Raw genomic sequence first — 18,645 nt, forward strand, 5'->3', positions numbered from 1 at the left:
GAAGATCTAGTTCAGTTGAATCGAGACCAAAGCGGCGGCATCATCACTTCGAGGAGTGCTGAAGTACGTCGAGATTTGGTCCAACAGTTCTTCTTCGCTTGGTTGATCCAAGTCGATTTCGCCGAAGTATTCGGTGTCGACATGCATCGTTTCTTCTTCGACGTCGATCCGAGTCGCGATCTCGTCAAGCAGTTCACGAGTGTGCGAAAGCTGGCTGTCGTCCAAGTTCAACTGGCTGCTGGTTTGTGCCACTCGCAGAGCACCCAAGCGAGCTTGCAGATTTTCGACTTCGACTTCCAATTGACGTTTCGCACCCATCATCGCATCCATTCGTTCGTGTGCCGCATGCAACGAGCCCTGACGCGCTGAAAGCATTTGCTCCAGCTTGTCGGCTGTTGCTTGACGTGTCTTGAAGCGTTTGAAGCGGTTGCCCAAATCCGTTTTGACTTGCGTCAGCGTGTAAGTGCGACCGGCATACGTGTAAACGGTGTTGTCGTTTTGCAGGTCTTGGCTCAATCGCTCGATGTCGGATTGGCCTTTCGCCAAGCCTTCGCGAGTGTTGGTCAGTTGACCTTCCAATTTCGCAACTTGGATCTTTTCCAACGCGATTCGTTTTGCGTTGTCTTTGATCTCGGGTTCCAAGTCGGCAATCATTTGCCGGGCTCGTTTAAGTTCCCATTCCAGCGGTACCGAGTCGTTGGCGGAACTACGTAGCCAGTCCACACCACAGCGTGCGTAACTCAGCAGTGGCGTTCCAAGCGACACGCTTGAGAGCAGCGCCAAGACTCCGCCGGTAAGAATCATCTTTTTGATCATGGGTCTCCCCTCCGAAAGGAAATGCGAAATTGAATGTGGCATCGAGGTCGTCGGTTGTGGTTGCCATCGATTGACACCAAACGTTACAAACCATCATTCGCACGGCCTTTCCGATTCTTGGGATCGATCCTGAAAAATTTCTTGACGAGGGCAGATAATGCTCCAAACAGTCATGTTTCCTCACTCGATGACCGAAAAGTTGCCGCAATCGTTTTTCGCTTCGCTGAAAAGACGAGTTTCACGACAATGGGAGAATTTCCAACAACAACTTGACTTTTAAGGCATAGAATTACACTGAAGTGGCAGGCTGACCGATAAAGCAACAGTCAGTGCCTGTCGTGTTGGCATTTCGCGACACTTGTGTATCCGAAACGCAACATGAAAGGGCGAAAAAACAACCTTTTCTTGTCTGTTTAAAACCTTTTCAGGAAACGACTTAGAGCAAGTGGTGCTGATTCTTTGAAATGTTCGGCATACTGCTTGCTGTGAACCTAGAGTACCGAGTGTGGCTCTCTTCTGAAGACCCACTCAGTACGAGCCAAAACTCGATACCAACGCACGGGTCTGGTTTGTTTCATCACTAGCGGGTTGACCGCCCAAACAACGGAGCTTTCTCCGATGACAACATCAAGCGATAACAAAACTCCATCCGCTCCCGGGCCGACCGGCGATCACTGGAATGAACTGACGGCAACTTTGTCGCCCGATTCGAAAGAGACGTTTGCCCAATGGTTGAGCAACGACCTGGAAAGGCTGACCGACGAGTTGGCTGACTTTTCGTCGCCACGTTCGATCAGGAAGGGGCTCAGCCGATAGGCTGCGTCCGGGTTCAAGCGACCGGGTTCAAGCGACCGGGTTTTCGTATGAACGGGTTTCAAATGCCCGCTTTCGATTGGGCGCAAAGCTCGGCTAGTTTGGGCAGGATGTCTTCATAAGCTGGGGCGTCAGCAACATTACAGGTTGCGCCCGGATCGTTTTCAAAATCGATCAGTTCGATCGCATCTAGCTTCTCTGTTTTGACTGACCGCCACTCGGTATATCGAAATCGGTCGGTGCGGATGCTGGTTCCCCGCATCTGGTCGCCGCCCGGTTTCTTTTTGAGGTACTGGCTGAATGCGGCCTCCTTGATTCGCGTCGAAGTATCCGCCAGGATTGGCGCCAAGCTCTTGCCTTGGCAGTGATCTGGGACTTCCAATCCAGTCATCTCACAGAGTGTCGGAAAGACGTCAACGAACTCGGTCATCGATAGGCTTGATCGATTCGGCTCGACGCCCGGCGCCGAAATGATCAAAGGAACGCGAGTGGCGATTTCATAGTTGGTGTGTTTGCACCAGACGCCAAAGTCGCCGACGTACCAACCGTGGTCGCCCCATAGGATCACAATCGTTTTGTCTCGTTGTCCCGATCGATCCAGTGCATCAAGAAGTTTCCCGACCTGTGCATCAGTGAAGCTGGTCGCGGCGCGGTAGCCGTGGATCAGTTCGCGAGTCTTATCGTCGTCAAGGTATTTCACGTTGCGAGGGATGTCAGGATAGTTTTTCAGTTCGCCCCAACTCGAATTGGCGTAGGCAACGCCGTTGATGACATCTTCGCGAGCGGGAATTTCGATCGATGCCCGGTCATAAAGGTCCCAGTACTTTCCTGGTGCATTGAACGGTAGGTGAGGCTTTAAAAAACCGACAGCAAAGAAGAACGGTTTGTCGTGGTCCGCGAAACGTTCGATGATTTTGACAGCCCGATCGGCGTTGTGGCCGTCGGTGTACATATCGTCGGAAACATTGCCACCGTTCTCGTTCGATGGGCCGTTCTTCGTTGACGGGTCGTCTCGCTTTCTGGTTTTGGCACCGCCGATTGGTTTCCGATTCACATAAGACTGGCCCTTCCCCGGTTGCGAAGGCGCCCAGTCGCTCGCTTTCAATGTCCATGACGGAGCGTCGTCAGATGGGCTGTGGTAGACCTTGCCCAGGAAGGTGGTCTCGTACCCGCTTTGTTTGAAGTGCTGAGGCAACGTCAGCACATCGGGCATTTTTGAACGCAGCAGCGTGCTGAAGTTCCAGCATCCGGTCGTTTCGGGACGGCATCCGCTCAGCAAGCTTGCTCGCGATGCACCGCAAACGGCGACCTGGCAATAGGCTCGGTCGAATCGAACACCCTGGCGTGCGAGACGATCGATGTTGGGACTGTGAATGGACGAGGCACCGTAACAGGCAAGCTCGGGACGTAAGTCATCAACGGCGATCATTAATACGTTCAAGCCGTTACCGGCGCTTGCCGTGACGGCAACCAACACAAGGGAAAGCAGTGAAATGCTTTTCGCAATTCGGTTTGGGTGAGGTTTCATGGCAACGATCATGGTCGGAAGAGTTTGGGAGTGGGGGCGATGTCGAGATGATAATTCATCTCGACTACCGCCGCGCTACCAAGCCATCACCGCAGATCGTTACCCCGCACCATCAGCTCAGTCGCCCATGAACATTTCGCCGAGTCCGCCTAGCACCGATCCTTCGCCCTTGCGTGATCCGCCACCGACGCCGGGCATGCTGCTGGCGACGCGTCCGGCCAAACGACTGAACGGCAGCGACTGCAACCACACCGGTCCCGGACCGGTGACCGTGGCTAGAAACAAACCCTCGCCACCAAAAAATGCATTCTTGAGTCCGCCGACGAATTGGATGTCGTAATTGATCGACGGGCCGAGCGCCATGATGCATCCGGTGTCGACGCGCAGTTGTTCGCCCTGTTTCAGTTCGCGGTACATCATGGTGCCGCCTGCGTGAACGATTGCGATCCCGTCGCCCTTCAATCGTTGCATGATGAAACCTTCGCCGCCAAACAGGCCGGCGCCGATTTTCTTTTGAAACGCGATGTCGATCTTGATACCGCGAGCCCCGCACAGAAACGCATCTTTTTGGCAAATCAGTTCGCCGCCTAATTGATCCAAGTGCATCGGGATCATGCGGCCGGGATAGGGCGAACCGAAGGCGACTTTGGCTTGGCGACTGCCCATGTTGGTGAACGTGGTCATGAACAGAGACTCGCCGGTCAAAACTCGCTTGCCTGCGGAAAGGGCTTTGTTGAGAAGCCCTTTGTTTTGCTCGGACGGGTCGCCCAATACTGTCGCCATTTCAATGCCAGCGGTCATGTACATCAGTGCGCCGGCTTCGGCGATGGTTTGTTCGCCAGGATCCAGCGTGATTTCGACGTATTGGGCTTCGTGGCCAAAAATTTCGTAGTCGATTTCGTCCGCCGTACGTGCCCGGCCGTCGTTGGACTGGCCGCCCCGCATGGAGACTTGCGCCGTCGCGATTTCGTTACTCCCCGCCATGAAATCGTTATCACCGTCGGCCGCGGAATTGACCATCGGCGCCGATGACTCGACCACCCGTGCGCCGAAAGGCTGCATCGAAAAGGGTTCGTCCGATTCGTCACTTGCGGGGATCGAAAAGTTGCTGCCACAGGCTTTGCAGTTCACTTTTCGGCCAACCATCGAAGCCTCGCCGCGGTACTGTTTTCCGCATTGGGGGCAGTTGAAAATCATATTTAAGCCTCAGGATTGCTGTAAAAACTGAAAATTTGGATGCCGCCGTTCATTTTGCCCAGGCCGATCAAATGCTCAATCGAGGCGCAAGATTGCGTCAAAATATAAAGGTAATGGAAAACGAGTCTTCGCTGGTGGTAAACTGTGTTGTTCGGGAAAGCCTTGCCCGGCTCTCCCACTACTCGGATTTCCCAACCTATCCACGATCTGAAGGTCTCTTAATTTTGTCCGAAATCAACCAACAACGTCGTAAGTTTTTGAAGACGACCGCGATCGCCGGCAGTGCCGCGACGGTTCCATACTTCTACTCCACCCCAAAATCCTTGGCGGATGAATCGACGAGCAAGAACGACCGAATGGCGATTGGCGTGATCGGTGCTGGCGGAATGGCCAACGGCAATATGAATGCGGCCAAGAAATGGTTGGACGTCGTCGCCATCGCCGACGTTGACAAAGGTCGCGCCGATAAATTCAACAAGCAGCACAGCGAAGGCAAAGCCGACACGTACGAAGACTATCGCGAGATTTTGCAACGCGACGATATCGATGTGATTCACGTTGCGACGCCGGATCACTGGCACACGAAACCGCTGATCGAAGCGATGTTGGCTGGCAAAGATGTTTACTGTGAAAAGCCTCTGACGTTGACGATCGACGAAGGCAAATTGATCCGTAAAGTTCAGAAAGAAACGGGCCGTGTTGTCCAAGTCGGAACGCAACAACGCAGCACATTCCCGCTGTTTGTCAAAGCCATGGCGATGGTCAACGAAGGTCGTGTCGGTAAGATCCAGCGAGTGCAAGCCGCTATCGGTGGCGCGCCTTCGTGCGGCGCAATTCCCGTGGTCGATGTTCCGAAAAATCTGAACTGGGATCGTTGGCTCGGTCCGGCACCAAGTGTCGATTATCGCCTCAGCGAAAACGGTAAGAACACGAATTGCCATTACGAGTTCCGTTGGTGGTACGAGTACTCGGGCGGCAAGTTGACCGACTGGGGCGCTCACCACGTTGACATCAGCAATTGGGCTTTGAAGTTGAACGGTCAAACCGAAGGTCCTTTGTCGATCGGTGGCAAAGCGACTCATCCGGTTGAGTTCAAAAATGGCGTGGCGGTCGACAATGATCGCTACAACACGGCGACGAGTTTCCAGTTCAATGTTGCCTACCCAGGTGGCACTGAGATGGTCATCCGGAATGACACTGACAACGGCGTCTTGATCGAAGGTGACAAGGGTCGAATTTTCGTCAATCGCAGGAAGTTGGTCGGCGCGCCTGTTGAAGAACTCAAGGACAACCCGTTGCCCGAAGATGCAATCAGCAAGGTTTATCGCGGCATGCCGATGGAACACAACGAGCGGGCCCAGCACTGGGCCAACTTCTTGCACTGCGTCAAGACTCGCGAGACTCCGATAAGCGACGTTCACACTCACATGGAAATGTTGAATGTGTGTCACTTGGCCGGCATCTCGGCCCGGCTCGGTCGCGATTTGAAGTGGGACGATGCCAACGAGCAAATTGTTGGCGACGAAGAAGCCAACGGTATGCTGACGCGTCCTTATCGCGAAGGCTACGAAATCGAAATGAAAGAAGCTGTCGTTAGTTAATCTGCGACGTCAGTTTTGAGATTCGGCCAGGAACTTCCTGGCCAGTGCTGTAAAGCCAGGATCCGTCCTGGCTTTTTTTGATGTTTATTCAAAGATCGCTTGCACATGTTTGGCCCAGGTTTCCCAATTGTTAGCGGCCGATTCGAACGGTGCTCGCATCCAGCGGATGGGTGTTTCCGGCAACACGCGTGGCGGGAACTTGCTGCCGCGGCTGATTGGCAATTGGCTGCTGTCTCCCATCGCCAAACGGTCTTCGGTTTCGGGCGTGACCAAGTAATCAGCTAGTTTTCCAGCCGCGATCGGATGCGGTGAGTTTTTCAGGATCGCGATCGTATTGGGAATCCGCAGTGTTCCCGGTTGGTCGGATGCTTGATCGGGGTAGACGATGGCGACCGGGAAGCCCTGGTCTTTTTCGATGATCGCGTCGTCCGTATCGGTCAGTCCCCAGGCCACGGTGCCGGCCGACACGGCCAGTGCAACCTGCTTGTTGCCCGACAAGATTTTGGCATTCTTTTCGATCGCACGAAGTTGATCGAGTGTCTCGTCGTGACCGTTGATTTCGCGAAGCACCGCGAAGTGAGTCGCGGTGGTCCCGAACAGCGGCCGCGCCATCGCACAATTGCCAGCCCACTTTGGATCGGCAAGTTCAGCGACGGAAGTGGGATACATGGCAGGGTCGGTCAGCAATTTTTTGTTCACGATCAAAACACGAGCACGCGCCGCAAACCCACACCAAGTTCCGTCACTGGACATCATGTCTCGCGGATAGCCGCCGTCAACGTTCCAGTCATGCTCGGCCAGCAGACCCAGCTTTTGAAGCCGGACCGTGTGCATGATTTCGTTGTTCCAAAACAAGTCACACGTTGGTGCTTTCTGTTCGGCGATGATTTGATTGACCAAGCCGACGGTCTTGGTGGACTCGACATCGAACTTCGAAATGACACCGGTATCGTGATCGGTGGTTCGCTCAAAGGCATCCAATATCGGCATCGCGAATTCTTGGTCGAGCGCCGAATAAACGACCACATCGGACTCTGCTTTGGGGACACACCCGCCGCCGCTAAGGACGCTAAGCAAGACGCATAACCCTAGCAACAACGACGGGTTAGAATGACGGTATGAATCGAACATGGATTTTCGCTTGGTTGGTTTGCGTGTTTACGTTGGTCGGTGATCCGGTCACCGCTGTTGGTCAGGATATAGGCGGACAGAACCGCACCAATCTGTATCGTGTCGACGGTCGCTTCATCGAGTTGACGACGGACTTGGAATCTCGCGAAGAAGCCGAAACCTTGGTGGCTTCCTTTGATGCGGCCGTGCCCCAGTGGACCGGGTTTTGGGATCTAGCCGATGACCGGGTTGCCGGTTGGAAAGTCACCGCCTTCGTGATGCGAGACAAACAAGCGTTTGCCAGCCAAGGCTTGATTCCGATCCGCGTTCCTGACTTTCCGTACGGTTACGCCTTGAACGACTCGGTCTGGATCATGGCTCAGCCGAGTCAGTATTACACACGTCACTTGATGTTGCACGAAGGCGCTCACTCATTGGCGTTCCACTGTTTCGGCGGCGCCGGCCCGACGTGGTTCATGGAAGGGACCGCCGAATTGTTGTCGACCCATTCGGGCCAGGGCCAACAAACCAAGTCGATTGGCATCCCGAATGACAAAGCCGATGTGCCGTATTGGGGGCGATTCACCAAAATGAGCCAGGTTCGTGCCGAGTCAACCATCCCATCGATCGGCAAAGTGATGCAGTATCCGCCAACGTTATCGGGTGACGTCGAGTCGTACACGTTCAGTTGGGCGGCCGCGTCGATGTTCGCAGCTTACCCGGAATACCGAGACGTCTTTCGCGAAGCGGCAAATCGTGGTCGCGAAACCAGCCTCACATTCAATCGGCAATTCCGCCAACGCTTGGCGAAAGACTGGCCCATCGTCCAAGCTCGTTGGCGATTGCTGACGCATGATTTTGATTTTGGTTTCGATTGGGATCAACAGCAGGTCGCGATCTCGATCCAAGATCCGCTGTGGGACGGCAAGCCGATCAAGTTCACGGTTGAAGCGGATCGTGGCTGGCAATCGCCTGGCGTACGAGTGCCGTCGGGTGTGAAAGTCCGCGTGCGCGCCAGCGGCCAAGTCACTCTTGCGCAAGAACCGAAACCATGGATCAGTGAACCGGAGGGTGTGACGATCCAGTACGTCGTGGGCCGGCCGCTGGGGCAATTGATCGCGTGCGTGCTGCCCAACCAAACGCCGCGGCAAGACGAACTGCCGACGATTGATGTTCAAACGATCGGCAATCAATCGGTGGTCGACGTTGCCGCGCACAGTTGGCTGTTGTTCAAAGTCAACGATGCGGTTGGTGACCTGGGCGACAACGGCGGATCGTTTGAGGTCACGATCGAACCGTGACGCGTCACTTTCGTGTAGCAACGACGATGAATCCGCCGGCAACGCCTCCGCCATTTCGGAATTCGCCGAGGAAGCGGTCCGCTTCGATGGCAAGTCGCAAGACTTCGCCGACGTGCCAACCGCAGGCATTCAGATCGGTGACCAATTCGCGTCGCGAGAATCGGTGCATGAACATCTCGCTGAGACCGCGATAGGCATAGGTCGCATCGCCGAAGTCATGATCCTTTTTTGTGATTGATCGCAGCCACGAACGAGTCAGGTATCGGTACCCGCCCGATTCGGCGAGTGCGGCCCAGCGGTTGTGGACGTGAATCACCAATTTGCCGCCTGGTCGAACGATCCTGGCGACATGCTGCATGACGGTTTGGCGATTGGCTCGGCCTTGGATCATGCCCATCGTGGCGAACAGGCAAACCGCGTGGTCGGCGGTGCCGTCCGCGATTCCGCCAAGGTCAACCAAGTTGGCTTTGACCGGAAAGATGTGCCCAGGTGTGGAAGCGTCGGATGGTTTCTGAGTCTGAGCCGCCTGAGCTTGCAGTGTTTGCACTTGGATTTTTTGCACTTGGATTCTTTGCACAAGGATTTTTTGCACAAGAACGCTGAGCATCGGTTCGCTCAGATCGATTCCGATCACGTCGTATCCTCGACCCGCGAGCGGGAACGCGGTTCGGCCGGTTCCGCAACCCAAATCCAGTACTGTTTCGGGCTTGGTAGCAGAATTCGACACCCCTGGCAGTACTTTTGTCAGAATTTCGGCATCGACCCGACATACTGCTGCGTCTTCCACAAAGGCGTCGTAATGGTCCGCGATCGGCCGTTGATGGACATATTGCCAAGTTCCGGGGGCGACACCGGGGGGGCGACGCCACATTGGCGGCGGACTTGATGGCGGGGGCTGTTTCACTTTTCGTATCGCTTCCTATAATTCGCGGCTAAAGAGTCTTTGGTGGGCCGTTCGCCGTCCTAAGAAGCTAGTTCCTCGAACACAATCAGAATAAGGTAAACCAACATGATTAAGGTCGGCATCAACGGATTTGGTCGCATTGGACGCATGGTATTTCGCGCGTCGGTCAACCGTGACGACATCGACGTAGTGGCAATCAATGACTTGCTGGACGTCGATTACTTGGTTTACATGCTCAAGTATGACTCGGTGCACGGCCCCTTCGAAGGCGAAGTTTCGCATAAAGACGGCCATTTGATCGTCAACGGCAAAACGATCCGCGTGACGGCTGAAACCGATCCAACCAAGTTGGCTTGGGGAGCAGTCGGTGCAGACATCGTTGTCGAATCGACCGGCATCTTCTTGACTGGCGACACGGCCCAAGGCCACATCGACGCGGGTGCCAAAAAGGTTGTCATGTCGGCACCATCGAAGGACGACACTCCGATGTTCGTCATGGGCGTCAACTGCGACACCTACGCTGGCCAAGCAATCGTCAGCAACGCATCGTGCACCACGAACTGCTTGGCACCTTTGGCCAAAGTTCTGAACGATAACTTTGGCATCAAGCGTGGTTTGATGACAACCGTTCACGCAGCGACTGCAACGCAAAAGACCGTTGACGGACCATCGAAGAAAGACTGGCGTGGCGGACGCGGTATTCTGGAAAACATCATTCCATCAAGCACTGGTGCAGCGAAGGCTGTCGGTAAGGTCATTCCCGAGCTCAACGGCAAGTTGACCGGCATGGCATTCCGCGTTCCAACCTCGGACGTATCGGTCGTCGACTTGACCGTCGAGCTGGAAAAAGAAGCATCGTACGCAGACATCTGTGCAGCGATGAAGAAGGCTTCGGAAGGCCCACTCAAGGGCATCATGGGCTACACCGAAGACTTGGTCGTTTCGACTGACTTCCGCAGCGACGCTCGCACTTCGATCTTCGATGCCAACGCTGGCATCCAATTGGATTCGACCTTCGTTAAGGTCGTGTCGTGGTACGACAACGAATGGGGTTACAGCAACAAGGTCTTGGACTTGGTTGCTAAGATTGCCTAGTTCGATTACCTAGCGAATTCAGAAAAACGAAAAGGGTTTGGCAGTTATGCCGAGCCCTTTTTTATGCGTTTTTCGTGGCTAGAAAATCACGGCTCCCGCGTCTGAGGTTTACCGTTATGAAATCGATACGTTTTCGTAACGGATTGTTCGATCGATACACCGCGTGATTCTTTCTACGCCGCTCAAATTCCGCTTGCGGCTTTACGGGGCGACTTCGGCGGTTGTCGCCACGACGGTCCGGTAACGACCTGGGTCACTTGATCACGCAGCGACGTGTCAATCGCAGGCGGTTGGTCCAACCGAGTCACGATCGAATCGGGGTCGGCTGGATCTTGGCCTTCGCCTAACCGGTTCCCCTTTCCGAAACAACGATTGTCGATCCAGCGGTGCCTGTCACCGGGATTCTGCAAATCGATCATCGGACCGCGGCGTGATACGATCAGGTTGTTGGTGAACGAACAGTTTTGTGGGGCGACTTGCGAGTCGTGTTCGATATCGGCGCCAATCAAAATGGACCGTTTGCATTCGATAAACGTGTTGCCAACGACTTTGGCACCTGAAACCGGTTCATAACCGTTGGCGGGCGAAGCGGGGATGCCGTTGGTGATTGCAAGAGCGCTGCGAAAGTGGTCGCCTTCGAGTGCCTCGAAGTAATTGTTGGTGACGCAGTGGTCGATTCCGATGATGCGAACGCCGCCGCTACCGCGAGCTTTGTTCCCCAAAAACACGTTGCCATCGACTAGGCATCGGCGCCCGTGACGCAGGGTTAGTGTTCCGCTGCACTGGACGAAAAGATTTCCGCGGTAGACATTGTCACATGACTTGTTTGAAATCGTTTCGGCCTCACCGTCACAGCGTTCGAACCGATTGGCTTGGACCGTGACATTGGCCGATAGGTAGGCTGTCTGGCTGTCGCCAACGCGAATCGTTTCGCCGCCGTTTCGCCCCAACACCGGGCGAGGTCCGAAATGGTTTTGCTCGATCGTGTGGCCACCGCTGTCGTCGCTCAACCAAACCACCATCGTTGCGCCGGGATTTCGCTTGCCGGCCAAATAGCAGTGGTCGACCGTATGGTTTTTTCCGTAGATCGATACGAACTTATTTTCAGTCTTTAAATCGGGTGGGTTGCAATCATCGATATCGATGTTGGTCAGCCTGCACGATCGAGCCAGGTGCTTGCTGTCCTTGCGAAATTCGACCAGTGCCGATTTGTGCCACGCGTCGCGAAAGCAGAAACCGTCAACGGTAACGTGATCGCCAGCGATTCGAATTCGCGTGTTCCCCGATAGTGTCACGCCGCCGGGCGAGGCGGTGCGGAACAAGATTGGCGCATCGATGGTGCCCTGGCCCATCATCAACAAATCGGCATCTTTCCAGACCCCGTCGGCAAGCACGACCGTGTCGCCCGGTTCAAGCTCCTTCGTCGCCGACGCCAAAGCATCGGCGTTTGCGACTTGGTAATCCTTCGCCATGACGGTCCGCGGCGAAATCAAAATAAGGATCGCAAGGCCGATGCCCACGACCGCAAGCTTTCTATTCATCGTCCGATGCGTCATCGGCGTCCGCGTTTCCGTCGGCGTCGTCTATTTCTACATCTGAATCGATTTCGTTGTTGGCTTCCTCGTCGCTGCCAACCGACTGTGTGGTCGGCGTTGAGGGCGCGGTGACGATCTGTTCGGTTTCTTCCGATTCTTCTTCAGCGGGAACGCGAACCACTGCGATCACGCTGTCGCCGTCGTCAACGTTCATGATGCGAACGCCTTGCGTGTTACGGCCAATGACGCTGATGTCCGAGGCTTCAATCCGTTGGATCTTGCCCTTCGACGTCATCATGAAAATCTCGTCGTCATTGTTGACTCGCGCGATTCCGATCACCTTTCCGTTCCGCTCGCTGGTGCGGATGTCGCGAAGCCCCTTACCGCCTCGTTTTTGCGTTCGGTAGCGAGCGCTCGAACTGGTTTCCTCTTCGCTGGCTTCTTCGTCTTCACCAAGCGCGTTGGGACCGAAGGGAGTTCGTTTGCCGTAGCCGTTTTCGCAGACCGTCAGCAGCGTTGCGTTGGGGTCGGCGACCACCATGCCGACGACTTCATCATCGCCGACGAGGCCGATGCCCTTAACGCCGGATGTGTTGCGCCCCATTGGTCGCGAATCCGACTCGCGGAACCGGATCGCCATGCCGCCAGCGGTGACCAGGATGACTTCGTCTCCAGGTCCAACCACGGCCGCGTCGACCAATTCGTCATCATCGCGCAGTTTCAACGCGATGATGCCGCCCTTTTTCGGCCGGCTGTATTGTTCCAGCGGCGTCTTCTTGACCAAGCCCTTTCGAGTCGCCATTGCGACGTAGTAGCCTTCTTGGTCAAAGTCGCGAACCGCCAAGCACTCGGCAATCTTTTCGTCTTTTTCGAGGTTCAGCAAGTTCACGATCGCGCGGCCCTTTGCATCGCGCGCCAACTGCGGCAGGTCGTAAACCTTCTGCCAACGCACCTTACCCGCCGTCGTCAGGAACAACAGGTACGCGTGCGTGCTGGCGACGAACAGGTGTTCGATCGGATCCTCATCATCACTCTTGGCGCCCTTGAGTCCCTTGCCGCCGCGGCGCTGGGTGTTGTAGACGCTTGATGGCGTTCGCTTGATGTAACCTTGGTGACTGATCGAAACGACCATGGTCTCTTCGGTGATCAAGTCCTCCAAGTCGATATTGCCGAGCTCTTCCATCGAGATCCGAGTACGGCGAGCGTCACCGAAGCGACGCTTCATGTCTTCGAGATCTTCCTTGATGATGCCGTAGATTCGCGATTGATTGGCCAGGATATCCAAGTAATCGATGATTTCGGCCAGCAACGCAGCGTGCTCGTCGGTCAGTTTCTCTTGTTCCAGTCCGACCAACTGACTCAGTCGCATCCGCAAAATTTCGTCCGTTTGGACGCTTGTCAGCGGGTACGAATCGGCCACGCCTCGTTCGGATTGGAATTGCTTGAAACCAATATCGCCGAGTGCCCGTTCCATCATCGATGCAGGGCACTGGATGCCCATCAATCGTTGTTTGGCTTCGGGTTGAGTTCGGCTTTCGCGGATCGCTTTGATGATTTCGTCGATGTTCGCTAGCGCTAACAGCAAGCCTTCGACGGTGTGTTTGCGACGGCGGGCGCGGGCCAGCAAAAACTGGGTCCGGCGACGGATGACCGTGACGCGGTGACGGATGAACTCCATCAGCATTTCTTTCAGCGTCAACTCGCGAGGCTTGCCGTCGACGAGCGCCAAAAAGATCATCGAGATCGTCGATTGCAGCGGCGAGAACTGATACAGCTGGTTCAGTACCACTTCGGGATCAGCATCCCGTTTCAGTTCGATGACGATCCGAACCGGTTCCTTCAAATCGCTCTCGTCGCGGATGCCCGAGATGCCCTTGATGCGGTCGCCGTTGACCAGTTCGGCGATTTTCTTGACGACTCCGTCACGCGACTGCTGGTACGGGATTTCGCGGATCAAAATTCGGGAACGCGAACCCTTCTTCTCTTCGATCTCGCACTTGCCGCGGACCAGGATCGTGCTGCGACCGGTTTTGTAACCGCGACGAATTCCCGCGCGGCCACAGATCACACCACCGGTCGGGAAGTCTGGGCCGGGGACGATTTCGAATAGGTCTTCGACCGTCAGATCGGGGTTTTCGACCAACGCGATCACCGCGTCGCAGACTTCGGTCGGGTTGTGCGGCGGAATGCTGGTCGCCATGCCGACCGCGATACCACCGCTGCCGTTGATCAACAGGTTTGGGAATTTGCTGGGTAGTACCGTCGGCTCGGTGCGGACTTCGTCATAGGTCGGGGTGTAGTCGACCGTGTCCAGCTTGATGTCTTCCAGCATCGCCGCAGCGACGGGCGACAAACGGGCTTCGGTATACCGCATCGCAGCGGGCGGCAAACCTGCGATCGAACCGAAGTTACCCTGCTTGTCGATCAGCAGTCGACGCATGTTCCATTCTTGAGCCATCCGAACCAGTGTCGGATAGATGACCGATTCACCGTGCGGGTGATAGTTCCCCGACGTGTCACCCGAAATCTTGGCACACTTGACCCGCTTTGCACCGGGCGTCAGGTTCAAATCGTTCATCGCCACTAGAATCCGTCGCTGGGACGGTTTCAGTCCGTCGCGGACGTCTGGCAAGGCTCGGCTGACGATGACGCTCATCGCGTACACCAGATAGCTGTCGCGAAGCTCGTCCTCGATCGGTTGGTCGATCATCCGGAACGCGCCGGCACCGGTGCCGGTATAAATCATGTCATTGCCGCCAGCCTTGACGGGTGGCGTAAAGTCACCGGCGTCACTCGTGTCGCCTTTGCCAGTCTGGCCAGGCTCACCGTTTTGGGCGGGCTCACCGTTCTCGCCGGTTTCGTCCATCTCGTTTTCGTCGTTGCCGTCTTCGTCTGCCAAGGGAGAAATCCAGAGATGAGGTACGCAAAAAGGTCGAGGATCTCGACCGCCGATCAATCGCGAAATTCTACCCGATTTACCCCACCTTCACAACGACCCGAGGCGTCAGGGGACGCCGTCAATACTTGTCGCAAATCGTTTCCTGGCAGATACTTACGCATCCCTACCCGGAGCCCATCCATGATCGTGATCGAAAGTATCCAGTGCGGCCGAGTCGTCACCGAAGGCGACCCGCTGACCGAAGACCCGACGCGCCGAGAATGGACTACCGCGTTTTACAAGAATCCGATCAACGGTCCGGTCGAAATGGCCCCGATGGGATTGGTCGGTGATTCGGTCGCCAACACCAAAAATCATGGCGGTCGCGATAAAGCGGTGCTTTGTTATGCGGCCAGCCACTACGAAAAGTGGGCTGCAGAGTTTCCCGAATTAGGGATGTCGGCGGGCGGTATGGCCGAGAATCTTACGATCGCCGGTATCGACGAAACAACCGTTTGCATCGGAGACCGCTACACGATCGGCAATTGCGTGATCGAAGTCAGCCAACCACGACAACCGTGCTGGAAGATCAATCGTCGCTGGGGCAACAACACCGTTTTGAAACGAGTCACGCAAACCGGTCGAACGGGATGGTACGTGCGAGTTATCCAAGGCGGCACGATCTCGGCCGGCGACGAGGTTTCCTTAACCGCTCAGCCACATCCAAATTGGACGGTCGCACGCGCGGGCGAAATCATGGTCGATAAAACGCCAGGCACCGATTCCATCGAAGCGCTCAAGAATCTACCCGAGCTGTCGCCGGAATGGAAAAAGGATCTTCCCTAGACCCGGCGCCGCCTACGTCAAGATCGTCCTTGACGATGTCCGTTTCAAAGTCATCCGTTTTGACATGGCCAGCACCAGCTCGCTCGCCATCCAGACGGTGAAACCACTGCGATGTCACCCTTTTTCTTCCACTCAAATTTGGACAACCCGCGTGGCCCCGCGACTCCGTTCGCGGGGATCGAACTGCAAAGCAGTGAAGAGGCAGCAACAAGCATCTTCACAAGCGGGGCCGCCAACGACCGATGACAACGTAACGAAAGTTAAGTGGATACTCGATTGTTTCACCCCGCCGCCACACGAAGCGATTTCCTCTCAATCCCAAAACCCCGAACCAGACCTCACGCGAAGCGATTCCCTTACGTCAATAGCAAGTCTACTCATCAATTTTGTCGGGAAGCTCAATGCTTGTTGGCAGGGGCTGAAAAACAGATTCCGCAACAAAACCACTGCCAATTCTAACTGCTGCTTCCGCGTGAACTACCGACCCGCGATCGATGGTCTTATGGGGCGTTGTGTAGTGCAGCGACACCTTGTCAAGTTGCCATGTCTTATTTCGCTTGGTCCAACTGCTTAACGTTCGCGCGAACGGTGCATCGTCTGCTTTTGCATCGTCTTCGCTTGCAGATGCAGGTGGCTGAATATTCAGCGTTAATCTTATAGGCATCATGCCGTGCAAGTTTGAGAAATACGCTTTGCACGTTACCTTCGATTTTATTGAAGCCCATTCAATTTCAATACTGCCATCGTCAAAGATTGTGCCTCCAGTTGGTTGTCGATCGAGCAGTTTCGTCAGCCCAAGCCTTTGCTTCATCGTAAACTGAATTTCTGCGGCTGTAGATAGCGGAAGATTACGATAGTCGCGAAATCTCAGCTTTCGAACTGCAATCGATTCGCTAACGGGAACCCATCCCGAGGCTGATCCGAGTTCGCGAAAATAGCAGCCATCGTCATTGACCACCATCGATGAGGCAACGATCGAAATTCCCTTGTCGTCAGTTGGTGAATTTTCCGTTTTTTTTAAGTCCGGGATTTTAGTCTCAGCTTGGCTATCTATATGGTCGCGTTCGAGTTCGGCTAAGCGAGTAAACACATACTGACGCTTTTCCTTTGCGACGATCATCCTAACGCGATGTGACGAGAGTCTAGCTGGATCAGAATTTACTCTGGTGATAATTGACTCGTCGATATCTACTCGCTTCCCCTCACAGTTAGTGAACCACTCTCTGAAGTTACGAGTGGCTTTCTCGTATGGGCCAGTGGCCATCTCGTCAGCCGAGAGATTGAAAATTGGCTCGGTGGGCGCTTGAGAGTCTTCCGCAGCCAAGTTCGTGTTATTAGTGAAACAGCAAAACCAAAATAGGGCACCGAACAACAATCCATGAAACAACGATTGTGCACGTGGTTTCGAGTTGAACATTAAAAACCCACAGTTGAATGACACGGACTTAGTCGCGAAGTCTCTAACGGAAAAAACTTACGTGCTGTTATCACCATACCGAATGTTCGAAAGAATCGTGTTCTGGAATCGAATTTTGAATGGCGAGATATGTGTTGACTCCGGAATGGAAAAAGGACTTGCCGTAGGTTCAATGCTGGCTACATCAAGATTTCTTGGATGATCTTGCCCTCAACGTCTGTCAAACGAAACTCGCGGCCTTGATACCGGTACGTCAGTTTTTCGTGGTCCAAGCCCAATTGATGCAAAATCGTTGCATTCAAGTCATGCACATGGACGCCGTCTTTGACAATGTCCATGCCAAAGTCGTCGGTCTCACCGTGACTGACGCCGCCGCGAACACCACCTCCGGTCATCCAGATCGTGAATGCGTCTTTGTGATGGTCACGGCCAGGAGCGGTCTTGCCGGTGCCGTCTTTGCTCTGGCCGAGGGGCGTTCGCCCGAACTCGGATCCCCAAACAATTAACGTTTCGTCGAGCAGTCCGTATTGTTTTAGGTCCGTGACCAACGCCGCCATCGCTTGATCGACGTCGCCGCATTTCTGCGGCAATCGTGTTTTCAAATTGTTGTGGTGATCCCAATCCGAATCGTATAGTTCGATCATCCGTACGCCGCGCTGGACCAACCGCCGGGCCAACAAGCAATTGTTGGCGAAGGAAGCTTTGCCCGGTGTCGCACCGTAGGCATCCAACGTGGCAGCACTCTCGCCGGAGATGTCCATCAAATCCGGGACGGATGTTTGCATCCGAAACGCCATCTCGTACTGGGCGATCCGCGTTTGAATTTCGGGATCACCCGTTTCGTCTTCGTGCATCGCGTTCATTCGTCCAAGCGTGTCGAGCACGTCACGCCGATCGTCGGGCGTGTGTCCGTCGGGACTGGAAAGGAACAGCACGGGGTCGCCGGCCGATCGAAACTGGATGCCTTGATAGACACTGGGCAGAAATCCGGTCGACCAAAGACTCGTCCCCGCACCCCCGGGCGGACCGCTTAACAGCACGACGTAGGACGGCAAGTCTTCGTTCTCGCTGCCCAGACCATACGTCACCCATGACCCCAAGCTAGGCCGTCCGCCGCGTCCGAAACCACTGTGCAAAAACATCTGCGCCGGTGCGTGATTGATTTCTTCGGTGTGCATCGAACGGACGATCGCGATGTCATCGGCGACAGTGTGCAAGTGCGGCAACAGTTCTGAAATCGATTGCCCCGATTCGCCGTGACGACGGAACTTCCACTGCGACGCCGCCAACGTCGACGTCTTGCCGAGAAACGCGAAATCACGCCCGGCCGTCACCTCTGGCGGACATGGTTTACCATCCCATTTCGACAACAACGGTTTGTGGTCAAACAAATCCAACTGCGAAGGCGCGCCGACCATGTGCAAATAGATAATGTTCTTGGCTCGCGGTGCAAAGTGGGGCGGTCGCACCGCGTGTGGGTTGTCATTGGTCGCCGCTTCGCTGGTTTCCAAACCCAACAACCGTGCCAGCGCGAGACCGCTTAAGCCCGCACCACCACATCGAACGAAGTCACGACGACCGATGTTTGGATTATGTGATTCCAT

The 18,645-nt window shown here is 55.0% G+C and carries 14 protein-coding genes; 5 read left to right on the forward strand and 9 right to left on the reverse strand.

Annotated features, from left to right (window positions below):
* Positions 1 to 6: 6 nt before the first annotated feature.
* A complete protein-coding gene (locus tag Poly59_RS04045; RefSeq protein ID WP_146532741.1) occupies positions 7 to 816 on the reverse strand; it encodes a hypothetical protein in 810 nt (269 codons plus the stop codon).
* A 618-nt stretch (positions 817 to 1,434) separates the two neighbouring features.
* On the opposite strand from Poly59_RS04045, the gene Poly59_RS04050 reads away from it, so the two are divergent.
* Positions 1,435 to 1,632 carry a hypothetical protein gene (locus tag Poly59_RS04050; protein ID WP_146532742.1) on the forward strand — a complete coding sequence of 66 codons (198 nt, stop codon included), beginning with the start codon at positions 1,435 to 1,437 and terminating at the stop codon, positions 1,630 to 1,632.
* Positions 1,633 to 1,690: 58 nt separating this feature from the next.
* Here Poly59_RS04050 and Poly59_RS04055 read toward each other — a convergent pair whose 3' ends face one another.
* Together Poly59_RS04055 and Poly59_RS04060 are read right to left on the reverse strand one after the other, a co-directional pair.
* Positions 1,691 to 3,157, reverse strand: a complete 1,467-nt coding sequence (locus Poly59_RS04055; RefSeq protein ID WP_146532743.1) for a sulfatase — start codon at positions 3,155 to 3,157, stop codon at positions 1,691 to 1,693.
* A gap of 117 nt (positions 3,158 to 3,274) precedes the next feature.
* On the reverse strand, positions 3,275 to 4,354 hold the full coding sequence (locus Poly59_RS04060; RefSeq protein WP_246151366.1) for a TIGR00266 family protein: 1,080 nt from the start codon (positions 4,352 to 4,354) through the stop codon (positions 3,275 to 3,277).
* Positions 4,355 to 4,578: 224 nt separating this feature from the next.
* On the opposite strand from Poly59_RS04060, the gene Poly59_RS04065 reads away from it, so the two are divergent.
* Positions 4,579 to 5,955: a Gfo/Idh/MocA family protein gene (locus Poly59_RS04065; RefSeq protein WP_246151367.1), complete on the forward strand. Its 1,377-nt coding sequence runs from the start codon at positions 4,579 to 4,581 to the stop codon at positions 5,953 to 5,955.
* Between the two features lie 84 nt (positions 5,956 to 6,039).
* Here Poly59_RS04065 and Poly59_RS04070 read toward each other — a convergent pair whose 3' ends face one another.
* Positions 6,040 to 7,086, reverse strand: coding sequence for an extracellular solute-binding protein (locus Poly59_RS04070; RefSeq protein WP_146532745.1), 1,047 nt, complete (start codon positions 7,084 to 7,086; stop codon positions 6,040 to 6,042).
* Between Poly59_RS04070 and Poly59_RS04075 the strand changes: the two genes are divergently transcribed.
* A complete protein-coding gene (locus Poly59_RS04075) occupies positions 7,074 to 8,366 on the forward strand; it encodes a hypothetical protein (protein WP_146532746.1) in 1,293 nt (430 codons plus the stop codon). The two genes, Poly59_RS04070 and Poly59_RS04075, sit on opposite strands and share 13 nt — an antisense overlap.
* A gap of 4 nt (positions 8,367 to 8,370) precedes the next feature.
* On the opposite strand, the gene Poly59_RS04080 is transcribed toward Poly59_RS04075, so the two are convergent.
* Positions 8,371 to 9,270 carry a class I SAM-dependent methyltransferase gene (locus Poly59_RS04080; protein WP_186776004.1) on the reverse strand — a complete coding sequence of 300 codons (900 nt, stop codon included), beginning with the start codon at positions 9,268 to 9,270 and terminating at the stop codon, positions 8,371 to 8,373.
* Positions 9,271 to 9,375: 105 nt separating this feature from the next.
* On the opposite strand from Poly59_RS04080, the gene gap reads away from it, so the two are divergent.
* Positions 9,376 to 10,365 (forward strand): type I glyceraldehyde-3-phosphate dehydrogenase, encoded by a 990-nt coding sequence (gap, locus tag Poly59_RS04085; RefSeq protein ID WP_146532748.1) that lies wholly within the window; start codon positions 9,376 to 9,378, stop codon positions 10,363 to 10,365.
* Between the two features lie 182 nt (positions 10,366 to 10,547).
* Here the strand turns inward: gap and Poly59_RS04090 are convergent, their stop codons facing one another.
* Both Poly59_RS04090 and gyrA read right to left on the reverse strand, forming a co-directional pair.
* Positions 10,548 to 11,906, reverse strand: coding sequence for a polysaccharide lyase 6 family protein (locus Poly59_RS04090; protein ID WP_186776005.1), 1,359 nt, complete (start codon positions 11,904 to 11,906; stop codon positions 10,548 to 10,550).
* Positions 11,899 to 14,766, reverse strand: a complete 2,868-nt coding sequence (gene gyrA, locus Poly59_RS04095; RefSeq protein ID WP_390621437.1) for a DNA gyrase subunit A — start codon at positions 14,764 to 14,766, stop codon at positions 11,899 to 11,901. Before gyrA ends, Poly59_RS04090 begins: the two co-directional genes overlap by 8 nt.
* Before the next feature lie 213 nt (positions 14,767 to 14,979).
* Between gyrA and Poly59_RS04100 the strand changes: the two genes are divergently transcribed.
* On the forward strand, positions 14,980 to 15,624 hold the full coding sequence (locus tag Poly59_RS04100) for an MOSC domain-containing protein (protein ID WP_186776006.1): 645 nt from the start codon (positions 14,980 to 14,982) through the stop codon (positions 15,622 to 15,624).
* A gap of 373 nt (positions 15,625 to 15,997) precedes the next feature.
* Here the strand turns inward: Poly59_RS04100 and Poly59_RS04105 are convergent, their stop codons facing one another.
* Together Poly59_RS04105 and Poly59_RS04110 are read right to left on the reverse strand one after the other, a co-directional pair.
* Positions 15,998 to 16,948 (reverse strand): hypothetical protein, encoded by a 951-nt coding sequence (locus Poly59_RS04105; RefSeq protein WP_146532751.1) that lies wholly within the window; start codon positions 16,946 to 16,948, stop codon positions 15,998 to 16,000.
* A gap of 272 nt (positions 16,949 to 17,220) precedes the next feature.
* The gene (locus tag Poly59_RS04110) at positions 17,221 to 18,645 is read right to left on the reverse strand and encodes a DUF1501 domain-containing protein (RefSeq protein WP_146532752.1); all 1,425 of its coding nucleotides are present in this window, start codon (positions 18,643 to 18,645) and stop codon (positions 17,221 to 17,223) included.

Source organism: Rubripirellula reticaptiva, from assembly GCF_007860175.1.
Classification (GTDB): Bacteria; Planctomycetota; Planctomycetia; order Pirellulales; family Pirellulaceae; genus Rubripirellula; species Rubripirellula reticaptiva.

Coding starts and splice junctions, on each gene's coding strand:
- Poly59_RS04060 (WP_246151366.1), bottom strand. CDS start 4,354: ATGATTTTCAACTGCCCCCAATGCGGAAAACAGTACCGCGGCGAGGCT.
- gyrA (WP_390621437.1), bottom strand. CDS start 14,766: ATGGACGAAACCGGCGAGAACGGTGAGCCCGCCCAAAACGGTGAGCCT.
- Poly59_RS04050 (WP_146532742.1), top strand. CDS start 1,435: ATGACAACATCAAGCGATAACAAAACTCCATCCGCTCCCGGGCCGACC.
- Poly59_RS04070 (WP_146532745.1), bottom strand. CDS start 7,086: ATGTTCGATTCATACCGTCATTCTAACCCGTCGTTGTTGCTAGGGTTA.
- Poly59_RS04075 (WP_146532746.1), top strand. CDS start 7,074: ATGAATCGAACATGGATTTTCGCTTGGTTGGTTTGCGTGTTTACGTTG.
- Poly59_RS04110 (WP_146532752.1), bottom strand. CDS start 18,645: ATGGAATCACATAATCCAAACATCGGTCGTCGTGACTTCGTTCGATGT.
- gap (WP_146532748.1), top strand. CDS start 9,376: ATGATTAAGGTCGGCATCAACGGATTTGGTCGCATTGGACGCATGGTA.
- Poly59_RS04055 (WP_146532743.1), bottom strand. CDS start 3,157: ATGAAACCTCACCCAAACCGAATTGCGAAAAGCATTTCACTGCTTTCC.
- Poly59_RS04090 (WP_186776005.1), bottom strand. CDS start 11,906: ATGAATAGAAAGCTTGCGGTCGTGGGCATCGGCCTTGCGATCCTTATT.
- Poly59_RS04100 (WP_186776006.1), top strand. CDS start 14,980: ATGATCGTGATCGAAAGTATCCAGTGCGGCCGAGTCGTCACCGAAGGC.
- Poly59_RS04045 (WP_146532741.1), bottom strand. CDS start 816: ATGATCAAAAAGATGATTCTTACCGGCGGAGTCTTGGCGCTGCTCTCA.